The following is a 25,475-nucleotide window of genomic DNA, read 5'->3' as shown; positions in this document are numbered from 1 at the left end:
AAAAGACTGAGTATTCAACAGGTTTGCTTAGAGATCGAACACGGAAACTTTCCGTTGTAAAAGATAATCTTTTGTTCGCATCATAAAAGCCAGAGTCAGGTACAAAATCAATGGGGAGCCCAAAGTGACGAATGAGGTGTAGATAAAAAATAGACGTACTAAGTCTGCGCGCACTCCCATGCGCTGGCCCAAACGGCTCGATACTTCGAAACCGTTTTTCTCAAAATATGAGCGTAGTCTTTCTATCATTTCTCTCTTCTTGTCCTATCAAGATACGACTTTCTCGTCGCATGCGTGTTCAACTTACTAAGCACCTCAATGTTCAACTTGCTCGGATTCACGAGCAAAAGACGGCCATTTGTTCGGCGAGCTTCTGTGCGGCGACTCTTGCCTTGTCAGCGTAATCCGGTCCTGATCCCGCGTAGAGAATACCTCTGGAACTATTGACCAATAAACCGATGTCTTCATTTGCACCATGGCGCACGACTTCTTCTAAGGACCCTCCCTGAGCACCGACTCCGGGGACCAACAGAAAATGATCTGGAATGATTTGACGGATTTCACTCAAGGATTCCGCTTGAGTTGCTCCCACGACAAACATCATCTGCTCCGGACTGGACCAAGACGCCGAGGTGTTCAATACCTGTTCAAAAATGGGTGTTTCTCCGACTTGTAGTTTCTGGAAATCAGAGGCACCGGAATTTGAAGTGAGCGCCAATACAATGGCCCATTTCCCTTCCTCGTCACTCAGAAATGGTTGAACAGAATCGGATCCCATATAGGGTGCAACAGTAATCGAATCAAAGCCCATTCGATTCAAGAAGGCCTCTGCGTACATCCTACTCGTATTACCTATATCACCTCTTTTGGCATCAGCGATGGTAAAGTGGTTCGGATAGTGTTTGTTCAAGTAGGCAATAGTGCGTTCCAAACTCTTCCATCCGTCGAGTCCCAAAGCTTCGTAGAACGCTGTATTGGGTTTATAGGCTACACAGAGGTCGTGTGTAGCATCAATGATGGCCTTATTGAATGCGAATACAGGATCGGCCTCTCGTTTAACCACCTCAGGCATCTTTTGCAGGTCTGGGTCAAGACCGACACATAGAAAGGTTCCCTTTTCTCGGATTTGATCCACAAGCTCTTTACGGGTCATACACTAGTTTCAGTTTCAGATCCTTCTTTCATTTTCTCGGCATTCTCCACCATTTGCAGCTCGTCACTAATCTTAGCTAGATCTCCATTCATTACATCACCCAAATTGTACAAGGTCAAGTTAATGCGATGGTCGGTGACACGGCCTTGTGGGAAGTTATAGGTCCGAATCTTAGCGGATCGGTCACCAGTACTCACCATGGTCTTGCGCTTGCTGGAGATTTCGTCCAAATGCTTTTGCAATTCTTGCTCGTAAATACGGCTCCGAAGGACCTTGAGGGCCTTATCGAAGTTTTTGATCTGAGATTTTTGGTCTTGACATTGCGCAACGATTCCCGTCGGAAGGTGTGTCAACCTTACCGCGGAATACGTGGTATTCACGGATTGACCACCAGGTCCAGAACTGCAATAGGTTTCCTTTTTGATATCATTCATGTCGACATCCACGTCAAACTCCTCAGCTTCTGGAAGTACGGCTACCGTGGCTGCACTGGTATGCACCCGGCCTTGGGTCTCCGTAGCTGGAACGCGTTGGACTCGATGAACACCCGACTCGTATTTGAACAAGCCATAGGCGTTATCTCCATTGATGTTGAAAATAATCTCCTTGTATCCTCCCGCGGTTCCTTCCGTGTAATCGACCAGTTCCGTTTTGAATCCCTCGTTTTCCGCATACCGCGTGTACATTCGGTACAAGTCTCCGGCAAATAAACTGGCTTCATCTCCTCCCGTTCCTGCACGAATCTCCATAACGGAATTCTTGGCATCCTCAGGATCCTTTGGTATCAAGAGAATTTTAATCTTCTCAGTCCAAGCTTCCTCTTGAGGCTCCAATTCATCAAGCTGCATCTTGGCCATTTCTTTGAGCTCAGGATCCGTTTCGTTGTGAAGAATCTCGCGCGCCTCTTCAATTCCCTCAATCAGAGCGCGATACTCTTTTCCGGCTCGTACAATGGGTTCAAGCTCTTTGTACTGCTTATTGAGTTCCACATAGCGCTTCATGTCGGATATGACCTCCGGATCACTGATCTGGGTAGCCAAGTCATTGTAGCGCCTGCTGATTCCTTCTATTTGCTCTAGTATTTGCATGAATTATCCTTGATATTCAAAGGTTCCGTGCGCACTTTGAATGGTCAATCGTTTCTCACCCTCTTCCACTCGACCGACAATTTTCGCAGGAACACCATGGCGCTCAGAAATCGAAATGATTCGCGCTGCTTCGGATTCAGGGACGTATAGCTCCATACGGTGTCCCATGTTGAAAACCTGGTACATCTCCTTCCAATCCGTTCCGCTTTGCTCTTGGATGAGCTGAAACAAAGGAGGCGTGTCGAAAAGGTTGTCTTTTACTATGTGGTGAGTATCTATAAAGTGAAGGATCTTGGTCTGTGCTCCCCCACTACAGTGCACCATACCGTGAATGTTCCCCCGGTTTGACTCCAAAATTTCTTTGATGATGGGGGCATAGGTTCGCGTTGGCGAAAGCACCAGTTTCCCAGCATCCAGTTCAACTCCTTCTACCTCGTCCGTTAGTTGCTTCTGCCCTGAATACACCAAGTCGTTTGGAACTTGAGGATCAAAACTCTCCGGATACTTCTCAGCCAAGTATTTTTCGAATACGTCGTGACGGGCTGATGTCAATCCATTGGAACCCATTCCGCCGTTGTATTCATCTTCGTAGTTGGCCTGACCGTAGCTTGCTAAACCGACAATAACGTCTCCAGGTCGAATGCGGTCATTACTGATCACGTCTGATCGACGCATACGACAGGTGACGGTTGAATCAACAATAATGGTCCGCACTAAATCACCAACATCAGCGGTTTCCCCGCCAGTACTGTAAATTCCAATTCCTTGTTCGCGAAGTTGAGCGAGCAACTCTTCAGTCCCTCCAATTAAGGCACTGATCACCTCACCGGGAATAAGGTTCTTGTTTCGACCAATCGTTGAACTCACCAGTATTTGATCAACCGCTCCAACGCATAAGAGATCGTCGATATTCATTACCAATGCATCCTGGGCAATACCCTTCCAGACACTCATATCTCCGGTCTCCTTCCAATACATGTAGGCTAGAGATGATTTAGTCCCAGCGCCGTCGGCATGCATCACCAAACAGTGATCTTCGCTTCCCGTCAAATGATCGGGAATGATCTTGCAGAAGGCCTTGGGAAAGAGCCCCTTGTCAATATCTTTGATGGCGTTATGCACATCTTCTTTAGAGGCGCTAACTCCTCGTTGATTGTATCTCTCTTGCTGACTCATAGACGTCAAATAAAAAAGCATCCCGACAACTCTGCCAGGACGCTTTTCACATAAATTCTTTTAATCTATTGGTTCTTCGGCACGTAGTTACGGCTCTTCACCTGGAAGTCCGTACGACGATTCAACTGACGAGCAATCTCATCCGCTTCATCACCATTGTCGCGTTGAAGTCTTCGGATAAAGGCTTCTGTTAAGCGATCTCCTGGCTCCAAATAATCCGGTCCTTCGTAAGACTCGTCAATAACAAATGGTTCTTTTTCACCCATACCCACCGCAATCAAGCGATCAGAGGCAATTCCGTTTTCAATCAAGTAATCCACACAAGACTGAGCACGACGTTGTGATAGTTGTTGGTTAGCAGGGTCCGATCCAATGTGGTCAGTATGTGAGCGAAGCTCGATTGTAATGTTCGGGTTGTCTTCCAGTACTTCGACCAAACCGTCCAAAGACTCCATCGCTTCTGGACGGAGCTCAGCACTGTTAAAGTCGTACTCAATTTTAGGAAGTACAATAGGCTTGCGAATCGGGTCGAGTTCTTTGTTCATGACCAAGGTGTGCAAGAAGCCATCAGTAGTCTCCTCAAATGCACTTAAGGGAATACCAACGGAAGTTACGCTACCCGACTTGGTCAAATAATCCTTAGCCTCAAAGTTTAGTGTGTAATTCACTCCTTCTGCCAATTGGTCGGCTCCGAAGAAATACGCTCCTGTTTCATCGGTGGTTGCCTCAAGTGCGGCTCCATCACTACCCACCAACTTCACTGTTACGCGATCCAAGGTACGACCCGTTTTGGTGTCGGTCACGACCCCTTGAAGGGCAAACAAAAGTGGCTTAAGACGTACTGCATAAATATCATCGCCTCCACGACCTCCGTCGCGATTCGACGTCATATAACCCACTTCCGGCTCATCTCCTTTGAAGATGATGGCAAAATCATCACTATTGGAATTGATCGGCGACTTCATGTTCTCAACTTCTCCGTAAGTTCCATCTGGATTAATCTTCGCACGGAAAATGTCCCAAGCCCCCATTCCCGGGTGGCCGTCCGAAGTGAAATACAAATAGTCTCCTTGAATAAAAGGATATCCTTCAAAGCCAACAGTGTTGATGGTTGATCCTAAATTCTCCGGTGTTCCCCAGGTACGACCTCGACGCTCGTAAGTCAACTTGTAAAGATCACGTCCTCCCTCGCCTCCGAGATCAGCAGCAATAATCATAGTCTCGTCATCGATCAAGAACGGGTGCCCAATTGAAGCCAGTGAATCGACATTCACGTTGACCAACTCAGGCTCTCCCCAAGTCTTCCCTTTTTTACGAGCCATGTAAATTCGACAACCCATAAATCCAGAATTCTTCTGGTTTTCACAACGAGTGAAGAACATCATATTTCCACGCTCGTTCACAGAAGCGAATCCTTCGTGTGCCTTAGTATTGATTTCAGGCGGTAAGGGAGCAGGAACGGACCATGTTGGTGCTTCATTCTCCGCACCACTACGACTGCGGCGACCACCGCGTTTTTTACGCTCTTCGTGGGTTTCATACAAGTCCATGAACCCTTGATCAGTCCATCCGTCAACATCTTTACCCGCACCGTCTTCGCGCTGTGAGGTGAAGATCATTGATGTTTGATCCTTATCTCCCCATGCTGGAGCAAAGTCATTCTCACGAGTATTGAAGTCACGCAGATTCTCAAGCTCGTAGCGTGAAGGAGTTTCAATCCACTCCAATGCTGCCTTACAACTTTCTACACCTTCCCGACCTCTAGGATCGGATGGTGCTTCTGCACGATAGTCTTCGTAGGCAACAATAGCCTCGTCGTATTCTCCTTGGGCCTTGAGCATATCGGCCAAATAGAGTTTAGCTTCTGGATTTGGATAGCGACGTTTAATCGCGCGATTATAGTAACCTTCGGCTTTGCGCCAGTCACCCATCATGCGATAGCATTCCGCCATGCGCCACGTAATTTCTTCTTTGATCTGACGATCTTTTTCCTTGGTTGAGGCCTTTTTATACAATTCAGCGGCTTGAGCGTAAAGTTGGGCTTCGTAAGCCTGGTCCGCCTGAATGGTGTATTTGGTTTGCGCAGAAATGCTCAGAGTTCCGACAAAGAAAAGGGCAATAAGTACCGATCCGAGTCTCTTCATGTTGTAGGTTGATGTTACGCTTTATAACGTGCTAAAATAAATAAACTTACCAAATAGCCATAAGAAAACCCGAGGCCATCGACCTCGGGTTCCCATAGTTTATGCAAATTTTGCGCTTATCGAGTGAAGAGCATCTCGCGATACTTTGGCAATGGCCAGAGCTCATCATCAATCAGCATCTCTAATTTATCAACCTCATAGCGGATGGTCTCAAAGAATGGCTTGACCGTTTCGTCGTAGGCAATGGCTAAATCACGAGCATCCTCTATGACATTTGCTTTGCGTCGCGCATCGACCATCGCATCGACGTTGGACTTAATTTTTGAGACTCGGCTTGAGATCTCGGTAATCATGTCCAATTGCTCTTTCGCTGCGCTCTCATAGGCCGCCTTTGGCAATACATCCTTCAATCCACGGACGTTGTCGATCAAAGTATTCTGGTAGCGAATGGCCGTAGGAATAACGTGGTTCTTGGCTAAGTCTCCAAGCACACGTGATTCGATTTGAATAGCCATTTGGTATTGTTCCAACATCACTTCGTGACGAGCGTGGATTTCTTTTTCGTTTAGTACTCCAAGTGATTTGAATAAGTCCGATGACTTTTTGCTCACGTAGTTATCCAAGGCTTTCGGAGTAGTTTTAATGTTCTCCAATCCAAGCTTCTTTGCGTGATCTTCCCATTCCTTGCTGTACCCATCTCCTTCGAAACGGATGGACTTTGAAGCCTTGATGTAATCGCGAAGTACATTAAAGATAGCTCCATCTTTTTTCAACCCCTTAGCGATCAAAGCATCAACGTCCTTTTTGAACTTCTGGAGCTGAGCCGCCATAATAGAGTTCATCACCGTCATTGGCAAAGAACAGTTGGCACTTGAACCTACAGCACGGAATTCAAACTTATTACCCGTGAAGGCAAAAGGTGATGTACGGTTACGATCCGTGTTGTCCAACAAGACATCAGGAATTTTACCGACGACGTTTAATTTGAGATCGGAGCGTTCCTCAGGAGAAAGCGCTCCCTCTTTTACCGCTTCTAGCTTATCCAAGGTAGCGGTCAATTGTGATCCAATGAAGACCGAAATAATCGCAGGAGGAGCTTCGTTGGCACCCAAACGGTGATCGTTGGATGCCGTCGCGATGCTCGCTCTAAGTAGTCCTGCATGTTCGTGAACCGCCGCGATGGTGTTCACGAAAAAAGTCAAGAATTGAAGGTTACTCTTCGGGTTTTTACCCGGTTTCAATAGGTTAACTCCCGTGTTCGTGCTCAAAGACCAGTTGTTGTGCTTTCCAGAACCGTTCAAGCCGGCAAAAGGCTTTTCATGGGTCAAGCAACGGAAGTGATGACGACGTGCGACTTTATCGAGCAAATCCATCAACAAAGAGTTGTGATCTACTGCCAAATTCGCTTCTTCAAAGATGGGTGCTACCTCAAATTGATTCGGGGCTACTTCGTTGTGACGCGTTGTCACTGGAATACCCAAGCGCATGGACTCTTGCTCGAATTCTTTCATGAAGGCCATGGCTCGAGCAGGGATTGAGCCAAAGTAGTGATCATCCAACTGTTGCCCTTTCGCAGGTGCATGACCGAAAAGAGTACGGCTCGTCAAAACGAGGTCAGGGCGAACATTGAACAAAGCTTCGTCCACCAAGAAATACTCTTGCTCCCATCCCAAGGTCGCATTTACCTTGGTCACATTCTTGTCGAAGTACTTACAAACGGCTGTAGCCGCCTCATCAACAGCGTTCAATGCACGGAGAAGAGGAGTTTTATTGTCCAAGGCCTCTCCCGTGTAGGAGACAAAAATGGTTGGAACGCAGAGTGTGTTATCGATGATAAAGGCTGGTGATGTAGGATCCCAAGCTGTATATCCTCGAGCTTCAAAGGTGTTTCGAATTCCCCCGCTCGGGAAGCTCGATGCATCTGGCTCTTGCTGAACCAGTAAGTCGCCATCAAAACGCTCAATAGCACGACCATCACTCAAGGGTGTGAAGAAGGCATCGTGCTTTTCAGCAGTTGCTCCTGTAAGAGGTTGGAACCAGTGCGTGTAGTGGGTTGCCCCTTTGCTAATCGCCCAGTCTTTCATAGCGCTAGCAACCTGATTGGCTATCTCGCGGTCGATCTTCTTACCGGCGACAATGGCTTCCATGACGCTTTTATAAGCTTCTTCAGGAAGATACTCCATCATGGCTCCGGTGTGGAAGACCATTTCCCCGTATAGGTCAGACATTTTGGAGTTGACTTCGAAGCCTTTGATGGGCTCCCGCTCCATGGTTTGCTTAAGTGCTTGAAAACGAATGTTGGACGACATATGGCGATTTCTTTAAATGATGCGGCAAAGATAATTCACGACATCGTCAAAAAAGAATCGTTTTACGTCTTTTTTATCAACAAACTATTAAAAACAGGGGGTACTGTGGTCTAAAGTTATTTTTCAGACCATATTTGGTCGATTTTTAGGGGGTGAAAAGCAAAATCACATAAAAAATATACACAAGGAGTAGAATGACCCCCTGCCATCTGTAAAGCTGGCGCTTGGCGTTCAAGTATAAAAATGGCGCGAGGAGAAGGGCCACACCCAGCATCCACCAAACATCCACTGCTAAAAGATGGGGGTCCGACACCTCTATGGGGGTAATCAATGCCGTAATTCCCAGCACGGCAAGAATATTGAAGATATTGGAGCCAATGAGGTTTCCAATGGAAATACTCTGCTCCTTCTTGAAGGCCGCGACGAGGGAGGCCGCGAGTTCAGGAACACTGGTTCCGACGGAAACCATGGAGACCGAAATCACGCGTTCACTTATTTCCCAGCGTCGGGCAAGGGTAATTGCTCCGTCAATGAGCCATTCTGAACCATAGAAGAGTGCCGCTGCTCCCGCAAGCAAGTACAAGGCAGTGCGACCGGGAGAATCCGGAATATCTTCTTCATCCTCTTCTGTTGTGTCGTGGATCTTGCGGGCGGCATCGCGCCGTGAGGCGCTGATCAAGAACACATTGAACGAAATTAAGAGCACCACAAAGAGAACTCCGTCCCAAAATCCCAAGCGGTAGTTAATGCTCACCAGGCCTAGAAATAGTGCAGTGGACAAGATCATCATAGGCCAGTCAAAACGCAGGCTGTTTCTGGAGATCGATAGTCCAAAAATTCCCGCGGTTAAACCCAGGACTAAACCTAAGTTCGCAATATTGGATCCAATGACGTTTCCGAAGGTAATGTCGGTATGCCCTTGAAAGGCCGCATTGAGACTAACGAGAAGTTCGGGACATGATGTTGCGAAGGACACTACGGTCATTCCGATGACCAAAGTACTTACCCTCAGACGTACCGCCAGGGAAACAGCCCCACGTACTAGTAGATCCCCACCTAGGGTCAATAGCGCCAATCCTGCAAGAAGAAAGAGCAGTGGCATTTAGGATTTAGATTCGGGTGGTTCCGGCGCGTCATTTCTGGAAGAAGCCTCATCGTTTTGGGAAGCATCTCCTTCATCTGAATTGGACGCAGGCTTCTGAGCTCGGGGTGACGTACGGGAAATAGCGCCCTCAATATCTCGAGTCTGCTGACGGATCCGTTCTTCTACTTGACGACCGAGGTTTGTGGAGTCGCCAGTGGCATCCTTAATCTCTCGCTGAATATCATTGGTTGCATTTCGAATCTCACGCATACCCTTTCCCAAAGCACGGGCTACCTCTGGAATTCGCTTAGCGCCAAAGAGCAGGATGAACACCATGAGGATGATGAAGATTTCTCCACCACCGAAATTAAAGATCAGGAAAACGGCTCCGAGCATGGGTCAAAGATACAAATTGAAGGGGCTCAGCGAACAAACAAAAAGCCGCTCCGAAAGGATCGAAGCGGCTTCTTAAAAAATCTTGTGAACGCTTTACGACTTCATCTTCTTGGCAATGGTATCGACCATTACTGGTGTAGCAATACACACTGAAGAGTATGTTCCGACAATGACACCCACCACCAAGGCGAACATGAATCCACGGATGGTTTCTCCTCCAAAGAAGAAGATAACCAAGAGTACGAATAACGTCGTCAAAGACGTGTTCACCGTACGGCTCAGTGTGCTGTTCAAAGCTTGGTTCACGTTGTCGTCAAAGTCGCGCTTTGGATGCAAGTTCAAGTACTCACGAATACGGTCGAATACGACCACCGTATCGTTCAAGGAGTAACCAATCACGGTCAACAAGGCAGCAATGAACGCTTGATCGATCTCCAAGCTGAACGGCACAAAACCATACAGGATAGAGAACAAAGACAATACGATCAAAACATCGTGGAAGACCGCAGCAACCGCTCCAAGCGAGAACTGCCAGCGGCGGAAACGAATCAAGATGTACAAGAAGATCACAACGAGCGAGAAGAGGATACTCCAAACCGCTGAGGTGCGAATGTCATCCGCAATGGTTGGTCCTACTTGTGAACTCGACATCAACCCGAATTCCTTGTCGTTAGAGTCGTTGAAGAACTGATCACGGGTGATCTCTCCTTGGAAATATGATTGAACACCCGTCCAAAGCTTGGCCTCGATGTCTTGATCAACCTCTACTCCTTTATCGTCGATACGGTACTTGGTTGTGATGCGCACCTGATTGCTTCCACCAAAGGTCTTTACCTCCGGACGCACAGCAGGTCCATCTTCTACAACGAAGGCTTGACTCAAGCTTTCCGTAATTTCAGAAGTGTTTACTGGTTGATCAAAACGAACCTGGTAGGTACGACCTCCAGAGAAGTCAACCCCTTGGTTCAATCCGCGCGTAAAGAGCGATACCAATCCAAGCACAATAACAACGCCACTAATGATGTAGTACATGCGTCGCTTCTGCAAGAATGGAATAGTCAAACCTTTGAATGCTCCTTCCGTCATCTTGGTCGAGAACTTGATGTCTCGTTTTTGTGACAAGAGGCGCTCGTAGATCAAGCGCGTCAAGAAGATCGCAGAGAAGAGTGAAGTTAAAATACCGATGATCAAGGTAGAAGCGAATCCACGAATAGGTCCCGTTCCGAATACGAATAGGATAATACCCGTCAACAAGGTCGTCACGTTTGCATCGATAATCGAGCTAAAGGCATTCTTGTATCCGTCGTTAATGGCCAATCGCAAACCTTTACCGGCCGTCATTTCTTCACGAATACGTTCGTAAATAAGAACGTTCGCATCTACCGCCATACCAATGGTCAATACGATACCCGCAATACCTGGAAGGGTAAGAACCGCTTGTACAGAAGCAAGAACTCCGAAGATGAAGAACATGTTGGCGATCAAAGCCAAGTTCGACACCAATCCAGCAGTGCTGTAATAGAAGATCATGTAGATCAACACTACACCCAAGGCAATCAAGAAAGAAACCAAACCAGCGCTGATCGCCTCCTTACCCAAGGATGGTCCTACAACGTCCGCCTGAATGATTCGTGCTGGAGCTGGCAGTTTACCCGCCTTTAGGATGTTCGCCAAATCCTTCGCTTCCTTCACTGAGAAAGAACCCGCGATTTGAGTCGATCCATTTTTAATTTCTTCGTTTACGTTTGGATAGCTGTATACGTAGTCATCGAGAACAACAGCTACTGAACGACCAACGTTATCTCCGGTCATTCGTGCCCAGATGTTGGCTCCTTGGTTGTTCATGCTCATCGATACTGATGGGCGACCCAATTCGTCGTAGTCCTGACGAGCGTCGATGATCGCATCACCTTGCAAGTACGCTTCGTTGTCGCGACTTCCCGCAATGGCCAAAAGGCGCATAAAGTTCTCATCGGAGTTGCTCTCCGTCTTCGCTTCCCAAAGGAATTTTGCGTAGCGCATTTCCGCTGGAAGTAGATCACGAACCTGCTTGAGGTTCAAGTAGTCAATCACCTTAGCCGTGTCCTTAATGGCCACGAATCCGATTACTGGACCCGTTCCAGCTTGGTTGGTTTCGAAGTTGTAGTTCGGCAGGAGAATGTCAAACAGTGGGTTGAAGGCCGCATTCGGATCCAAAGTAGAGTCCGCTGCAGTCTCACCAGCATCTGCTAAACCTAGAGAGTCTATAGAATCCTCTACGACTTCTACCGTATCTTCTTCGATTCCAAAAGAATCCAAATTCAAGGCGTCATCTGTCGCCTCAACTTCAGACTCGCTTTCAGTCTCCACTACTTCTGCAGCCGTTGGACGCTCCACGATATCCTTCAAACGCTCATTCGCAGCGTTCAAGAATGGAATCATGTCTTGGTTTTCATAGGTCTCGTAGAAACCGAGTTCCGCAGTGGACTGTAGGAGTCGTTTCACACGCTCGGGCTCCTTAACTCCTGGAAGCTCTACCAAAATTCGGCCAGTTCCTTCCAAACGCTGAATGTTTGGCTGGGCTACACCGAACTTATCGATACGAGCGCGCAATACAGTAAAGGCACGCTCAATGGCTCCTTCCGCTTCAGAACGCAAAACTCGTACAACTTCTTCGTCTGAACTGTCGAAGTTTACTTTGTCCTTAAGATCACGGTTTCCAAAGATTGTTGGATCAGCCAAACGGATATCGCTGCTCTGCTCTGTGCGGATACGCTGAAACTCTTGAAAGAAGAGTGTGATGTAGTCATCTTGACTATCGCGCTGGCGCTCATTGGCCGCATCAATGGCTTGATTGAAGATAGGATCTTTGGAGTTGTTCGAGAGCGAACGAAGAATGTCATTGACTGAAACTTCGAGGATAACGTTCATCCCCCCTTTCAAGTCAAGGCCCAAGTTGAGCTCACGTGACTTTACCTCATTGTAGGTATACTCCCGGACCAAAAGGTCAAAGACCGGTTGCGGCCCCATGGAGTCGATGTAGCTCTGATACAAGGCGGGATCACCATTCGCGTACTCTTCCGCATCTTTTTCTACACTTCTTACGATCCATGTAAAACTCAGCTGGTACAAGCAGATGAGGGCAAAGAGAATCGCAAACAAGCGGATGGCTCCTTTGTTTTGCATTTGAATTAGATAATGTTAACCTGAATTAAATCGGCCGCAAATATAGAGGAATGGTACCATATTAACAACCAACCTGGACCCGTCCCTGTTACGTATATTTGTATACCGTTGACTCCTTTGTAATGAAACGACTTATCACAATTCTTTTTATCGCCGCTGCGCACTTCAGTCAAGGACAGCAAGTGGCCTTTCAATTCCAGGACACCGTTGGTGTTTTTGAGGGTACTGACTCCCTGAACATGGCCTGGGCCGGGGGCATGAACTCGACCCACTGGTCACACATCCAGCTCAATTACGACGGTCGCATGGACCTCATTGTATTTGACAAAGCTGGAAGGCGTTGGCTACCTTTCGAAAATATAGACGTGGAGGGGCAATTGACCTACCGTTACGCCCCACAGTACATTTCGAGTTTTCCGGTGATTCGAAATTGGGCGGTCTTCAGAGATTACAACAACGACGGACGAATGGATTTGTGGTGCCATACCAATGCCGGTATTGCAGTCTACAGAAACGACGGAAACCCCACGGATGGTCTCCAATTCACGTACGCCCTCAACACGCCTCAACTTTTCACGGATTATGGAACAGGAATCCCCGTGAACCTCTATGTCGCCTCGACGGATATTCCGGGAATTGACGACATTGACGGGGATGGGGATTTAGACGTGGTGACCTTCTCTATTCTAGGCACATCGGTCGAATACCATACGTGCATGTCGCAAGAATTGTACGGCCACAGTGACTCGTTAGTTTACGAACTCGGTGATGACTGCTGGGGAAAATTCAAAGAGAGCTTCTCCAACAACGATATTTACCTAGACACCTGCGATAGCGACTTGACGAGTGGCGCAAATCGCCCACGCCATGCGGGGAGCTCCATTGCCATTCGCGATCTGAACGGAAACGGTAATATGGACTGTGTACTGGGTGACATTACCTTCAACAATGGTAACATGCTCACGAATACCGGGACTCCGGATGACGCCTTTATGAGCGCTCAAGACCCTCTTTTCCCGTCCAATGACGTTCCGGTAAATATTGAGCTCTTTCCAGGATTTCATTGGGTTGATGTAGACCGCGACGGCGACCGCGATATGATTGTATCCCCCAACATCGATGGAGGAGCGGAGAATTTACACAGCACCTTATTCTACGATAATATTGGAACGGAGAGCAATCCGGATTTCTCCTATCAGCAAGATGATTTCTTCCAAGATCGCATGGTGGAAGTTGGAGAAGGGGCCTTCCCTAGATTGGTCGATTTGAACGGAGATAATCTATTGGACTTGGCCATTGGGAATTACGGGACCATGAACAACGGGACCATCTCGGAGCCACGAATGGCGCTTTACCTCAACACGGGAACAGCAACGCGTCCGCAATTCACCCTTCAGAGTGAAGATTTTGGAGGCCTCTCTTCTCTGCCCTTCCCTGTAGGACTTATTCCGTCCTTCGGAGATTTGGATAATGATGGTGATCTAGATATGATCCTCGGTGATGGGAATGGAAACGTTCACTACTTCACCAATACAGCAGGGTCCGGCAACTTGGCCAATTTTGTACTGACCACGGCCAATTTGGACGGCATCGATGTAGGAAACATGGCCGCGCCGGAATTGGCGGATTTGGATCGAGATGGAGATTTGGATCTGATGATCGGACACTCCATCGGGCGAATTCACTACTACGAGAATACCGGTTCAGCGAGCAGTTTTCAGTTCACCCATGTCACGGATTCCTTGGGAAGTATTGATATGAGCACGCTGTGGTATTTCTTGGGATACGCCTTCCCAAATGCGGTGGATCGCAATGGCACCTGGGAGCTTTACGTGGGCGGAGCGCCAGGCAATGTTTCGCGCTACAACAATATTGACAACAATCTGAACGGAGTTTTCACGGAAGCGGATACCGCGTTGATTGGACTGTATCGACCAGGACGCCCTTCGCCAGCTGTAGCCGACCTAAACGCCGATGGACGATTGGATGTGATCCTGGGGAATTACTCAGGGGGTGTTCAATACTACGCCGGCATCAATCCACAAGACATCAGCACACCTGAGCTACCTGAGCAAGCGCAGTGGACCTTGTTCCCCAACCCGGCTTCTGAGCGCCTTCAAATTGGCGGATTGTCTGATGATACACCTGCGGACTTAACCATCTACGATCTGCACGGTCGACAAGTTCTATCGGGCAACTATCGTGGAACCATGGACATCAGCGGATTATCTGGTGGTTACTACCTTGTTCAGGTGCTTCAAGGAGATCGTTTGGAGGTGCATCGTCTCTTGATCCAACGATGAACCAACGGTCGATCGTTTTCTTTGATGGGTACTGCAATTTGTGCAGTCATTCCGTCCAATTTATTCTGCCTCGTGATCCAGAGGGGTATTTTCGAATAGCCCCCCTTGACGGCTCAACCGCAAAGGAAAAAATAGCGAGACACCCCCTACCTCATCGGCCCGATAGTTTGCTGCTATGGGAGGAAGGACAATGGTGGGTTAAATCTTCAGCCGCTCTTCGTATTGCGCGAAGAATAAAAGGCTGGAACTGGGCTTGGATCTTTCGTTTTGTACCACCCTTTATCCGAGACGCCATATACGACCTCATCGCCCGAAATCGATTCAGAATTTGGGGGAAAAGAGAAACGTGCTACTTGCCTCGTCCCGAATGGCAGCAACGCTTCTTGCCCTAAGGGCCAAAAAAAAAGCCCCAAGGGCTTACCTCGGGGCTTTTGCATCGTGCCGTAGGCACAAAAATTAGATATCCATATCGTCGAGGACCTTCATTACACCGCGAACGGCGGTAGCTGATTCCTCAAGCAATGCGCGCTCATCAGCGTTCAGATGTAGCTCGATGATGCGCTCGATTCCGTTCTTTCCGAGAATGACCGGCACTCCAAGGTAGATGCCGTCCATACCGTACTCACCGTTCAAGAGGGTACATACGGGGAATACACGACGCTGATCGCGGACAATGGCCTCGACCATCTGCGCAGCGGCAGCTCCTGGAGCGTACCAAGCAGAAGTTCCTAGTAATTTCACGATTTCTCCTCCACCTACTTTGGTGCGGTCTACAATCGCGTTCAATTTATCTTCATCGATCAGTTCCGTTACTGGGATACCTCCAACCGTGGTGTAGCGTGGAAGAGGAACCATGGTGTCGCCATGACCACCCATCAAAACGGCTTGAATGTCTTTCGGAGATACGTTGAGCTCAAGAGCCAAGAAGCTGCGGTAGCGAGCGGTATCCAGAATACCCGCCATACCAAATACCTTGCTGCTGTCCACTTTTGCGGTCAAGTACGCCTGGTAGGTCATAACGTCCAATGGGTTAGAAACCACGACGATCTTCGCATCTGGAGAGTACTTGATCACGTTTTCGGTTACCGATTTCACGATACCGGCGTTGGTCGCGATCAAATCGTCGCGGCTCATACCCGGTTTACGCGGCAATCCAGAAGTAATTACAACTACTTCAGAACCTGCAGTTTTTTCGTAGTCGTTTGTGGAACCAATCGTACGTGAATCGTACAAGTTGATAGGAGAAGTTTCCCACATATCAAGAGCCTTCCCTTCGGCAAAACCTTCCTTGATATCGACCAAGATGATCTCGTTGGCAATTTCCTTGTGAGCGAGTACGTCAGCGCAGGTAGCTCCTACGTTTCCGGCACCTACAACGGTAACTTTCATGATGTAGTGATTTTTCGTTACGAATTTTACTGCGAGCAAAGTTATGAAACGTTTGGGGCTGGACACCAACGAAAAAGGCTTTTCTCTCGTCTATTTTGGTACTTTTGAACGGGCCCTGCGGGCCGATGAAGAACCTAAGCATGAAAAGAGCACTTGTCGCGTTGATCATTCTCCTAAACCTGGGAATGGCACAAGCACAAATTTGGGCTGGATTGGACCAGGTCATTTGTGGATCTGATTCCGTTACCCTGGGCGCCCAGGTCGACTATGTTCAAGGAACGGCCTTGACCATGACCGATGATGTATACTCCCAAGTCATCCCCTTGGGGTTCAGCTTCCTCTATTTTGGCAACTCCTACGACAAGATTCTCTTCAGTTCAAACAACTACATCACTTTTGACACCACCAGCGCCGGCGGCTTTTCCAATTGGAGTATCACTGGACCAATGGGGACTCTGGGGAACACACCTGCAAATTCCATTTTGGGTCCTTGGCAAGACATCAATCCTGGCATTACCGGACCGGGCGTAAATGGGGTACTCTACGGCACCTATGGACCTCCGGGACAGCGGGTATTTGTAGCGGCCTTTTGCGAAGTCCCTATGTTCAGCTGTACCTCTCTATTGTTTAGCTCCCAAATCAAACTGTTCGAAGTGGATAACCACATCGAAATGCACATCCAGAGTAAGCCGCTCTGCACCACTTGGAACAATGGCCAGGCCATTCAAGGGCTTTCGAATTCCGATTTATCCACGACCGTTGTTGTTCCCGGGCGCGATGCAGGACCGGCGACTGCACCGTTGACTTGGAATGCCAACCAAGATGGGATGTCCTTTTTCCCCGTTGGAAATTCCTATATCGATTTTGCCATTCCCTTTTCTCCGACCATCTTTAGTTCCACTCCCCCTGTAGTGACGTGGTTCGATTCAACAAACACCATTGTTGGCGTCGGTGATACCATTCAGGTTCTTCCTCCGGGGAACATGACCTACCATGCTTCTGCTTTCATTTGCGGGGCTCAACAGACCATCACCGATACCGTGGCTATTCAATTTTCTGGCCTCAACCCTACTTGGGATATCGATAGTGTCATTTGTCGGGGAGACAGCACTGGAAACATCACTTCACTGACCACAGGGAATGCTGCACCCCTGACTTATCAATGGTCCAATGGTTCTTCAAATCCCGATCAATTGGGCGTTCCCGCCGGAACATATTATGTGACGATTACCGATCAGGTCGGTTGTTTTGTGACCGATACCGTTGATGTTTTTGAAGCGGATAGCCTTCTGTTTAACCCCATTGTAGAGAATGATCGATGCAATAATTCTGTGGGTCGCATCATTCCAAACATCACCGGTGGAGTACCGCCCTACACCCTAATGTGGAACGTAGGTAGTACCGCCGACACCTTGTCTAATCTGCCCGCAGGCCAATACGACCTTACCTGCATCGATAGCTTGGGCTGCATGCGTACTATGGATTTTATAGTGGGAAATGACGACTTTACCGTGGTTGTGGATTCTCTTTTAGCACTGCCTGAGGCGTGTGACCAAGCCGATGGATACATCGAGGTGAGCGCATCTGGAGGAACGCCGCCATACAGCTACTTGTGGAGCAATGGCCTAACCGGGGCAACTCAAAGTGCCCTTACCACCGGAACATATGGCCTTACGGTAGAAGACGTCAATGGCTGCTCCACTACCAATCAATATTTTATCCCCTTCCACGCGGCACCCATCCCCGGATTCATAGGACCTGATTCGGTCGAAACCTCATCGCCTACGGCAACCTTCTACGACACCACCGATGCTGTAGCTTCTTGGTTCTGGCAGTTTGGTGACGGAGGATCAGGCATTGACAGTGTGGTGACCCACGTGTACCAACAGGAGGGCGAGTATATCGTAACGCTCACGGTAACCGATAGCCTCGGATGTCAAGGAATTGCGACCAAAACAACCTTTGTGGTGGAGGAATTTTTCTACTATGTACCCAATGCCTTCACGCCGAACGAGGATGGAACCAACGACGATTTCTTCCCTGTGGTGGTCGGCGCTGACCCGAACACCTACGTCTTTCAGATCTACACGCGGGCCGGTCAAAAAATATTCGAATCCACGACCCTCAACGAAGGCTGGAATGGAGCTGTAGATAATGCCGGAGATTTGAAAAAACAAGACCTCTATACCTGGAGGTTGTACTTCCGAACTTTTAGCGGTCGAGAAATTGTGGAACGCGGAACTGTGACGATGATTCGATAATAAAGGAAGCCACGGGCCTCCAAACAATCAGACCTACCCAATCAAAAAACCCCGCCTTGATCAAGCGGGGTTTTTCATTAATACCTTGAGATGTTTAAGCATCAATATTTGCGTATTTCGCATTCTTCTCAATGAATTCTCGACGTGGGGGAACATCATCTCCCATGAGCATCGAGAATACTCGATCCGCTTCTGCAGCGCTGTCAATGGAAACTTGACGCAAGGTTCGGCCATCAGGACGCATTGTCGTTTCCCAAAGCTGCTCTGCGTTCATCTCCCCAAGACCTTTGTATCGCTGAACGTTCACACCTTTCTTCTCCTCTCCGCCCATCTCGAGCATCAAGCGATCCCGCATGTCGTCGTTCCACGCATACTGCTCCTTGCCGCCTTTTTTCACTAAATAAAGCGGTGGCGTGGCGATGTAGATATACCCCGCTTCGACCAATTCCTTCATATAGCGGAAGAAGAAAGTCAATATCAAAGTTGAGATGTGACTACCATCGACATCCGCATCACACATGATGATAATCTTGTGGTAGCGCAATTTTTCGGTGTTTAAGGCACGCTCATCCTCTTCAGTACCCACGGAGACCCCGAGTGCCGTAAAGATGTTCTTAATCTCCTCATTCTCGAAAACGCGGTGATGCATGGCCTTCTCCACATTCAAGATTTTTCCTCGAAGCGGCAAAATAGCCTGGAACTTACGGTCCCGGCCTTGCTTCGCCGTCCCCCCTGCAGAATCTCCCTCGACGAGGAAGATCTCGCATGCTTCTGGGTCTTTGTCCGAACAATCGGACAGTTTTCCTGGAAGCCCAGTTCCGGTGAGTACGTTTTTACGTTGAACCATTTCACGCGCTTTGCGCGCTGCATGGCGTGCACGAGCTGCGAGAATCACCTTTTGAATGATCATCTTCGCCGCCTTAGGATGCTCTTCGAGGTAGTTGCTCAGCATCTCCCCTACGAGCTGATCCACGGCACCACTCACTTCAGAGTTTCCAAGTTTGGTTTTGGTCTGACCTTCAAACTGAGGCTCCATGACCTTTACGGAAACAACTGCGGTCAATCCTTCGCGGAAGTCATCTCCGCTCACCTCAACCTTTTCTTTTTCAAGCATACCACTCTCCTCAGCATACTTCTTCAAGGTACGCGTCAAGGCACGACGGAATCCCGCTAGGTGCGTTCCTCCCTCGTGGGTGTTGATGTTGTTGACGTAGCTGTGAATGTTCTCGTTAAAAGTGGTGTTGTAGTGCATGGCGACTTCCACGGGAATATCATTCCGTTCTCCCTCCATGTACATCACATCCTCGAGCAGTTTTTCGCGGCTCTCGTCCAAGAACGCCACAAATTCACGCAATCCTCCTTCGCTGAAAAACGAATCGCTTACAAAGCTTCCGTCTTCCTCGGTTCTGCGCTCATCCGTGATAATCAAGGTAATGCCCTTGTTCAAGAAGGCGAGTTCGCGCATACGCGCACTCAAAATATCGTAGCGGTACTCCGTCTCAGAGAAGATTTCGTGATCCGGCTTAAAGTGAACAATAGTTCCACGGTAATCGGTTGTGCCTGTCTCTTTAACAGGAGCTTGAGGAATTCCTCGTTGGTAGTGCTGCTCGTATACCTTTCCATTCTTGTGCACTGTAGCATGCAAGTCCGTAGAAAGTGCATTCACACAACTAACCCCTACCCCGTGAAGACCACCGGATACTTTGTAGCTGTCCTTGTCGAACTTACCACCGGCGTGAAGTACCGTCATAACGACTTCCAACGCCGATCGCTTTTCCTTCGGGTGGATGTCCACCGGAATTCCACGACCATTATCTTTTACTGAAATCGAATTGTCTTCGTGAATAGTGACGTTGATGGTGTCACAGTGGCCAGCTAGGGCCTCATCGATGGAGTTGTCGACAACTTCGTATACCAAGTGGTGCAATCCCTTCTGCCCCACATCTCCAATGTACATTGCGGGCCGCTTTCGTACGGCCTCCAAACCCTCCAGGATCTGAATACTCCCCGCTTCGTACTCTTTCTGCTTAATTTCCTCACTCATATAAAGAACGCTAAGGTTTCGTTAGGTCTTAATCTTAGGTTAACAAAGATACTAAATTCCTACCCTAAAACCGAGCTGAAACCCGCATAAACACTGAGTTTTTCAACAATTTTTGGTCAGTTATTAACAGTCTGTGGTTTTTGGCCCTTACGGGCCGATAACAAAGGCCGCGCCTCCTTTAAAAACGATAGGTAAATCCGCCCAGAACATTGAATCTTTGGGCCGGATAATCCAACCACAATTCGTACTGTGAAGCAGTGAGGTTGTTGAAGCGTAAGAAGGCCGACAAGAGCTCACTATAGCGGTATTCCACACCTAGATTTACGTCGACATAGGCGGGGAGAACCTCACGGTTGTTCGGAATACCGACCAAGCTCTCGGGTAAAACCTGTCGCTCACCTACTAAAAACGCCTCGAGATCGAAGTAAATCTTGTCCCCGACCTGATACTTACCCAATGCGGTTAAGCGCAGAGAAGGCAAATTCCAGGCCGCTGCGAATTCCTCCGTGGAGTAGCTGTTGAACTCTCCTCGCAAACCAGCAGTGAATTTATCTCCAGTCTGATAAAAGACTTCTCCCATCAATCCGAATACAGAAAGATCGTCGTACACGATTTTGAACTTATTGGTGTCCAAATCTCCAGCTGCTGGCTGGAAGGGGTTGTTGTAGAACAAGACGAAGTCCGTATAGCTGGAAAACTGCGCCTTGACATTAAAGCTGGCCTGGGAGCTAAGTGCTCCTTTCAAACCCGCGAACATCCGACCGTTTTGAATCGTCACTTCGGGTTGAAAATTGGGCGCCAACCACGGGTTCTGATCCACCAAGCTGCGATAGGTATTGGGCATAACGCGGCCATCCCATCCCGCATAAGCGATCAGGATATCGTCCACGATACCGTAGGTCAAATCAATTTGTGGGAAGAAATTCACTCGTGTTGATTCCGCGGTCAAATCGCTGATCAAATAGGCGTGAATACCCAGTGTGAAGTGAAGGTCACCGTACTGGCTCTCGACGCGTGGACGCAATCCAAAAATGAAGTAGTCTTGAGCCAAGGTATCAAACGCAGTATTGATGTATTGGACATCCATGTCAACGCGCAAGAGCTCTTCATTGATGGGCGTGCTGACCTCACCGAGGAATTGCAAATAGTTCTCAGCACCCTCGTCTCCATCAAAGAATCGATGATACTTAATCTGCACCCCGTCAAAAACCACATCGTCGCGGTCCTTGGAGCTCAATAGCTCGAATTCTGCGCCAATGGTATGGAAGTCCTGGCGGATGCTGTCTTTCGCCACATCGGTCACCGCATTTCCGTAGTAGTGGATTCGATTGTGATCGTAATAAAGCCTCCCTCCGAGATTGAAACCGCTGTAATAGCGATGTCCGAAGGCTCCAACGCTGTTCTGTGCAAAGCCATTGAAGGCTAGATCATTAATTCCCCCTTGACTGCTCAGGTGTCGGACGTATACACCTCCTGACCAATTTCGGTTTCTACGGCTCGAATGACTGTAGTACAAATACGGCGTGGTGTAATTCCCGAAGCCGAGTTCCAGGTAGTTCTTGTACAGCTTATCGAGCTTGGAGCGACTGATTCGTGCCGGTCTGATGGGCTCGGGCGTGAATCGCGTTTGATACTCCAAGGGACGAATACTGTAATTCAGCGCCAGCGGCTCTGCTGCCGTATCGACCAGTGTGGGGAAGTACTGAAGTTTGACCGCATCCGATAAGGTTGGATCATACTCCTTGACGACCGTAATTTCTTCGGTTCCCAGGTCTCCGGGCTGGGCCATCGCGCCGTAGGCGCACATTACAAATACGGAGAGGAAAAGGATCTTCTTCATCTTATTCTTCATTTTCCTGTTCGTCCATTTCTTCCGGCATCTCGATCTGCAGGGTGTCGATCTCAATGCGCTGCTTCTCTTCTACCTTTTGCTCTTCTGAGCGGGCAATGGCCTCTTTCCATCGGCGGGCCTCGGCCAAAATCTCCTCGTTATTGCTCCGCTGGAGAATTTGGTCCAAGGTGAAGTTCGCCTGATACAAGTCTTCGAGCTTCCAGTAGTTCCGGGCCAGCAGGATCAGGGCTTTGTTTCCCCAGTACTGGTAGCTCGGCATATTTTGGAGGAGATCAAAAATGCGCTTTTGGCTCTCCTCGTAGTTCCCGGCGTCAAACTCGAGCTCAGCCAGGTAGTACTTAGCTTCTGCGCGGAATACGTTGGCCGCTTTATCTTCTACCCAAAGAAATTCGCGCTGCGCTACCATACGGTCTCCAGATTTCAGTGCGCTCTTCGCCAAGATGATGTGAGCCTCCTGCTCCAGGTCAACATCGAGCTTCTCCATGCGCAGGACGCGATTGGCATAGTCGACTGCTTTCTCACTCTTGTCGAGTTTGAAATTGGTTCGCATCAACCCAATGACAGCCGTTCGACGATTCTCGGGGAACGCCGCTTGACGCTCAAGCGAGGCGTATCGCTCCAAGGCCATTTCCCAATTCTCTCGGGAGTAATAGAGGTAGCTCGATTGAAGAAGAGCTTCTTCGCTGTACTTATTTCGACTGGCTAAAGCCAAGAATTCATAGTCTTCAAGCGCACCGCTCAAGTCGTCGATTTGAAAGCGGCACTGCGCTCGATAGTAATGCACATCTAGGTTGAAGATGCCCTGTGGATACTTATCCAAGTACTGATTCAAAGCTGGTAAGGTCTGGTTGCAATCACCAGCCGTATACTTCAAATATGCCGCGTCAAAGGTGAGACTATCGAGTTCTGCATCCGTAATGTTGGTGAAATCAAGTCCTTTGACCCAATTGGCATAGGCTTCTACATTACCCAGATCGATATAGATCTTCTCGGCAATAGCGACCGCCTCATTGGCCTCGGGAGAATTCGGATACTTGTCCACGACATCGCGTAAGACGATCAAGGCTCGTTCATTGACTCCCGCATTGTAGTGTATGAGTCCTTGGTTCATGAGCGATTTACGCGCGTAGTAGGAATCGGGGAAATCGTCCAAGACCCGCTGAAAGGCCTGAATCGCTTGTTCGTTCTGTCCCGCCTGCATATATCCTTTACCGAGGGTGTAGTATGCGTCATCCACATACTCGCTGGTCGGTTGGTCTCGAACCAAGGCGTTGAGTTGGTCGATCCGCGCTTGGTTCTTTCCGAGAAGACCTTGGCAAAGCGCAGCTTGGAAATACGCGTAATCCTGATCGGGTCCGCCCATTTTGGCGGCGTCTTCGTAAAAACGGTTGGCCGTAAAGTAGCCCTTGGTCACAAAGTAGCTATCACCGGTGCGCAACAAAGCATCGTGGATCAATCGATCCTTTTCTCCGCTCGCCTCGTCTAGGAATTTGCGGAACTGAGCCGCAGCGTTGCTGTAGTCCCCTTTTTGAAAATAGACGTAACCCAATCCATAGCGCGATCGGTTGAACAAGGGATGTTGGGTGGCTCCTGGAGTAACTTGAAAGTCTCCGTAGGCCACACGAGCCTCGTCGTACCGCTTTTGGCGATAGAGGGCCTCAGCCATCCAGTAATACGCCTCTGCTTCGAGGTCGCGATCAACGGGATACCTCAAACTCTTTCCAAAGAGGTCCAAACTGTTCTGCCACATCCGATTGTTGAAGAATTCAATGGCGCGGTTATAAGCGATCTTCTGGTAGGCTCCCTCTAATTGACGCGTCCGCGGTCCCAAGCGTTCCAAGCTTTCAAGGGCACGTCCGTAATCCTTGGTCGTTAGGTAAGCATTGACCAAGTAGGTCGAAGCCTCCTCAAAGTACTCGGACTCGGGATAATCATCGATAAAGGCCTGAAGCTCACGACCCGGATCTTGATAAGGGTTTCCCACCTCATAACTCAACTTGGCCACATTAAAGCGAGCCGTTTCCGTTAGTTCGTGATTGTAATCCAATTGAGCCACACTCTCGAAAGCATTCAGAGCCTCGCTTTTCAGATCCTTTTTGAGGTAGCAGTCGGCCAAGTGGAAATAGGCATTCTGTGCCAGAGAATCTCTGGAGTCAACAATCTTATTGAAGGCGCCCAAGGCGTCATCGTAGCGCTCGGTGCGGTAATAGGTATACCCGAGTTGGTAGTAGTCTTCGTCCTTCATTCGAGGCCCCTCTTCACGATAGCGCTCGAAATATGGCAGCGCTTCTTCGTACTCCTCCATATTGTAATGGGCTTCGCCAATAAGCCGTGCCACTTCTGGTGCTCGTTTCTCGGTTGCTGAAGCCAACAGGGACTGCCCGCTGGAGGCGAGATCCTCCCAGCGCTCCTGCTCATAGTAGATCTGAGTAATGTAGTAAGGCACGATGGGGCCAAAGCTCGGATCCTTCCGAAGGGATTCGAAGTATTCCAGTGCGCTTGCGGTTTTGCCTTCGGTATAAGCGATGTGACCATAGTAGTAGCGAGCTGAACTCTGGTACTCACTATTGGCATCCACCACTTCAACCAGTTGTGTTTTGGCCTCGTCGTATTTTTCCCGCATGAAGTAACTGTAGCCCAGCTTAAAGTGATATTCAGGACGATCCGCTCGAGGTAGAACACGCGGATTCATTTTCTCATACCACTGCATGGCATCCGTATACTTGCGGCGGCTGAAGTAGTGCCCCGCCGTGTGCCAGGTGATTTCATCGACCCTTGGAGAGGCGGGATGTGCACGCACAAACTCCTCCACAGCGTGCTCGGCGTTTCGCTGTTGCAATTCCAACGCACAAATGGCGTGGTAGTACTCCGCATCAATGCGAATCTCGGAATGGGCTTCCGGATGCGTCTCGATCAATTGGGCAAATTGATCTTGCGCTTGCACGTACTGCTCTTTGTCGAAAAGCATGCGTGCACGATCGTACGCTTGATCCGGATGGGTGTAAATTTCAGTCTGCTGAGCGAGGGTTTGACCAATGGTCAAGAAGGTTACCGCGCCCAGGGCCCAAAGCTTTAAGTGTCTCATAGTTATCTGCTCGGTACAGTACGGGT

At 48.8% G+C, this 25,475-nt stretch carries 15 protein-coding genes; 3 read left to right on the top strand and 12 right to left on the bottom strand.

Features of this window, described 5'->3' with window-relative positions:
• Window positions 1–337 precede the first annotated feature (337 nt).
• The 8 genes from pyrF to secDF all read right to left on the bottom strand — a co-directional run bounded on the left by pyrF (window position 338) and on the right by secDF (window position 12,515).
• On the bottom strand, window positions 338–1,153 hold the full coding sequence (gene pyrF / locus HZ996_06715) for an orotidine-5'-phosphate decarboxylase (protein QTN38852.1): 816 nt from the start codon (window positions 1,151–1,153) through the stop codon (window positions 338–340).
• Window positions 1,150–2,235, bottom strand: a complete 1,086-nt coding sequence (gene prfA, locus HZ996_06710) for a peptide chain release factor 1 (GenBank protein ID QTN40014.1) — start codon at window positions 2,233–2,235, stop codon at window positions 1,150–1,152. Before prfA ends, pyrF begins: the two co-directional genes overlap by 4 nt.
• A 9-nt stretch (window positions 2,236–2,244) precedes the next feature.
• Complete coding sequence (locus HZ996_06705) at window positions 2,245–3,417, bottom strand: phosphoribosylformylglycinamidine cyclo-ligase (protein ID QTN38851.1); 1,173 nt, start codon at window positions 3,415–3,417, stop codon at window positions 2,245–2,247.
• Window positions 3,418–3,482: 65 nt separating this feature from the next.
• Window positions 3,483–5,561, bottom strand: a complete 2,079-nt coding sequence (locus tag HZ996_06700) for an OmpA family protein (protein ID QTN38850.1) — start codon at window positions 5,559–5,561, stop codon at window positions 3,483–3,485.
• A gap of 116 nt (window positions 5,562–5,677) precedes the next feature.
• On the bottom strand, window positions 5,678–7,870 hold the full coding sequence (locus tag HZ996_06695; protein ID QTN38849.1) for a glutamine synthetase III: 2,193 nt from the start codon (window positions 7,868–7,870) through the stop codon (window positions 5,678–5,680).
• Between the two features lie 145 nt (window positions 7,871–8,015).
• Window positions 8,016–8,972, bottom strand: a complete 957-nt coding sequence (locus tag HZ996_06690) for a calcium/sodium antiporter (GenBank protein QTN38848.1) — start codon at window positions 8,970–8,972, stop codon at window positions 8,016–8,018.
• Window positions 8,973–9,350, bottom strand: coding sequence for a twin-arginine translocase TatA/TatE family subunit (locus HZ996_06685; GenBank protein QTN38847.1), 378 nt, complete (start codon window positions 9,348–9,350; stop codon window positions 8,973–8,975).
• A 93-nt stretch (window positions 9,351–9,443) separates the two neighbouring features.
• Window positions 9,444–12,515 carry a protein translocase subunit SecDF gene (secDF, locus tag HZ996_06680; GenBank protein QTN38846.1) on the bottom strand — a complete coding sequence of 1,024 codons (3,072 nt, stop codon included), beginning with the start codon at window positions 12,513–12,515 and terminating at the stop codon, window positions 9,444–9,446.
• A gap of 122 nt (window positions 12,516–12,637) precedes the next feature.
• Here secDF and HZ996_06675 point away from each other — a divergent pair, with 122 nt between their 5' ends.
• Together HZ996_06675 and HZ996_06670 are read left to right on the top strand one after the other, a co-directional pair.
• A complete protein-coding gene (locus HZ996_06675) occupies window positions 12,638–14,818 on the top strand; it encodes a T9SS type A sorting domain-containing protein (GenBank protein QTN38845.1) in 2,181 nt (726 codons plus the stop codon).
• Window positions 14,815–15,210, top strand: a complete 396-nt coding sequence (locus HZ996_06670; protein ID QTN38844.1) for a DUF393 domain-containing protein — start codon at window positions 14,815–14,817, stop codon at window positions 15,208–15,210. The genes HZ996_06675 and HZ996_06670 overlap by 4 nt, the downstream gene beginning before the upstream one ends.
• Window positions 15,211–15,274: 64 nt before the next feature.
• Here the strand turns inward: HZ996_06670 and mdh are convergent, their stop codons facing one another.
• The gene (mdh, locus tag HZ996_06665) at window positions 15,275–16,207 is read right to left on the bottom strand and encodes a malate dehydrogenase (protein QTN38843.1); all 933 of its coding nucleotides are present in this window, start codon (window positions 16,205–16,207) and stop codon (window positions 15,275–15,277) included.
• Window positions 16,208–16,347: 140 nt separating this feature from the next.
• Here mdh and HZ996_06660 point away from each other — a divergent pair, with 140 nt between their 5' ends.
• Window positions 16,348–18,468: a gliding motility-associated C-terminal domain-containing protein gene (locus HZ996_06660; GenBank protein QTN38842.1), complete on the top strand. Its 2,121-nt coding sequence runs from the start codon at window positions 16,348–16,350 to the stop codon at window positions 18,466–18,468.
• Between the two features lie 94 nt (window positions 18,469–18,562).
• Here HZ996_06660 and gyrB read toward each other — a convergent pair whose 3' ends face one another.
• The 3 genes from gyrB to HZ996_06645 form a co-directional block, all read right to left on the bottom strand.
• Window positions 18,563–20,512 (bottom strand): DNA topoisomerase (ATP-hydrolyzing) subunit B, encoded by a 1,950-nt coding sequence (gene gyrB, locus HZ996_06655; GenBank protein ID QTN38841.1) that lies wholly within the window; start codon window positions 20,510–20,512, stop codon window positions 18,563–18,565.
• Between the two features lie 178 nt (window positions 20,513–20,690).
• Complete coding sequence (locus HZ996_06650) at window positions 20,691–22,352, bottom strand: hypothetical protein (protein ID QTN38840.1); 1,662 nt, start codon at window positions 22,350–22,352, stop codon at window positions 20,691–20,693.
• Window position 22,353: 1 nt separating this feature from the next.
• On the bottom strand, window positions 22,354–25,449 hold the full coding sequence (locus HZ996_06645; GenBank protein QTN38839.1) for a tetratricopeptide repeat protein: 3,096 nt from the start codon (window positions 25,447–25,449) through the stop codon (window positions 22,354–22,356).
• Between the last annotated feature and the right edge of the window lie 26 nt (window positions 25,450–25,475).

Source organism: Cryomorphaceae bacterium, from assembly GCA_017798125.1.
Classification (GTDB): domain Bacteria; phylum Bacteroidota; class Bacteroidia; order Flavobacteriales; family ECT2AJA-044; genus ECT2AJA-044.
Note: the sequence above shows the minus strand (reverse complement) of the source record. Positions and strands in the feature narration are given on the sequence as shown.

What these genes read in the sequence shown, in the direction of transcription:
- pyrF (QTN38852.1), bottom strand. Translation starts at nt 1,153, where the DNA reads ATGACCCGTAAAGAGCTTGTGGATCAAATCCGAGAAAAGGGAACCTTT.
- HZ996_06705 (QTN38851.1), bottom strand. Translation starts at nt 3,417, where the DNA reads ATGAGTCAGCAAGAGAGATACAATCAACGAGGAGTTAGCGCCTCTAAA.
- HZ996_06700 (QTN38850.1), bottom strand. Translation starts at nt 5,561, where the DNA reads ATGAAGAGACTCGGATCGGTACTTATTGCCCTTTTCTTTGTCGGAACT.
- HZ996_06695 (QTN38849.1), bottom strand. Translation starts at nt 7,870, where the DNA reads ATGTCGTCCAACATTCGTTTTCAAGCACTTAAGCAAACCATGGAGCGG.
- HZ996_06690 (QTN38848.1), bottom strand. Translation starts at nt 8,972, where the DNA reads ATGCCACTGCTCTTTCTTCTTGCAGGATTGGCGCTATTGACCCTAGGT.
- HZ996_06685 (QTN38847.1), bottom strand. Translation starts at nt 9,350, where the DNA reads ATGCTCGGAGCCGTTTTCCTGATCTTTAATTTCGGTGGTGGAGAAATC.
- secDF (QTN38846.1), bottom strand. Translation starts at nt 12,515, where the DNA reads ATGCAAAACAAAGGAGCCATCCGCTTGTTTGCGATTCTCTTTGCCCTC.
- HZ996_06675 (QTN38845.1), top strand. Translation starts at nt 12,638, where the DNA reads ATGAAACGACTTATCACAATTCTTTTTATCGCCGCTGCGCACTTCAGT.
- HZ996_06670 (QTN38844.1), top strand. Translation starts at nt 14,815, where the DNA reads ATGAACCAACGGTCGATCGTTTTCTTTGATGGGTACTGCAATTTGTGC.
- mdh (QTN38843.1), bottom strand. Translation starts at nt 16,207, where the DNA reads ATGAAAGTTACCGTTGTAGGTGCCGGAAACGTAGGAGCTACCTGCGCT.
- HZ996_06660 (QTN38842.1), top strand. Translation starts at nt 16,348, where the DNA reads ATGAAAAGAGCACTTGTCGCGTTGATCATTCTCCTAAACCTGGGAATG.
- gyrB (QTN38841.1), bottom strand. Translation starts at nt 20,512, where the DNA reads ATGAGTGAGGAAATTAAGCAGAAAGAGTACGAAGCGGGGAGTATTCAG.
- HZ996_06650 (QTN38840.1), bottom strand. Translation starts at nt 22,352, where the DNA reads ATGAAGAAGATCCTTTTCCTCTCCGTATTTGTAATGTGCGCCTACGGC.
- HZ996_06645 (QTN38839.1), bottom strand. Translation starts at nt 25,449, where the DNA reads ATGAGACACTTAAAGCTTTGGGCCCTGGGCGCGGTAACCTTCTTGACC.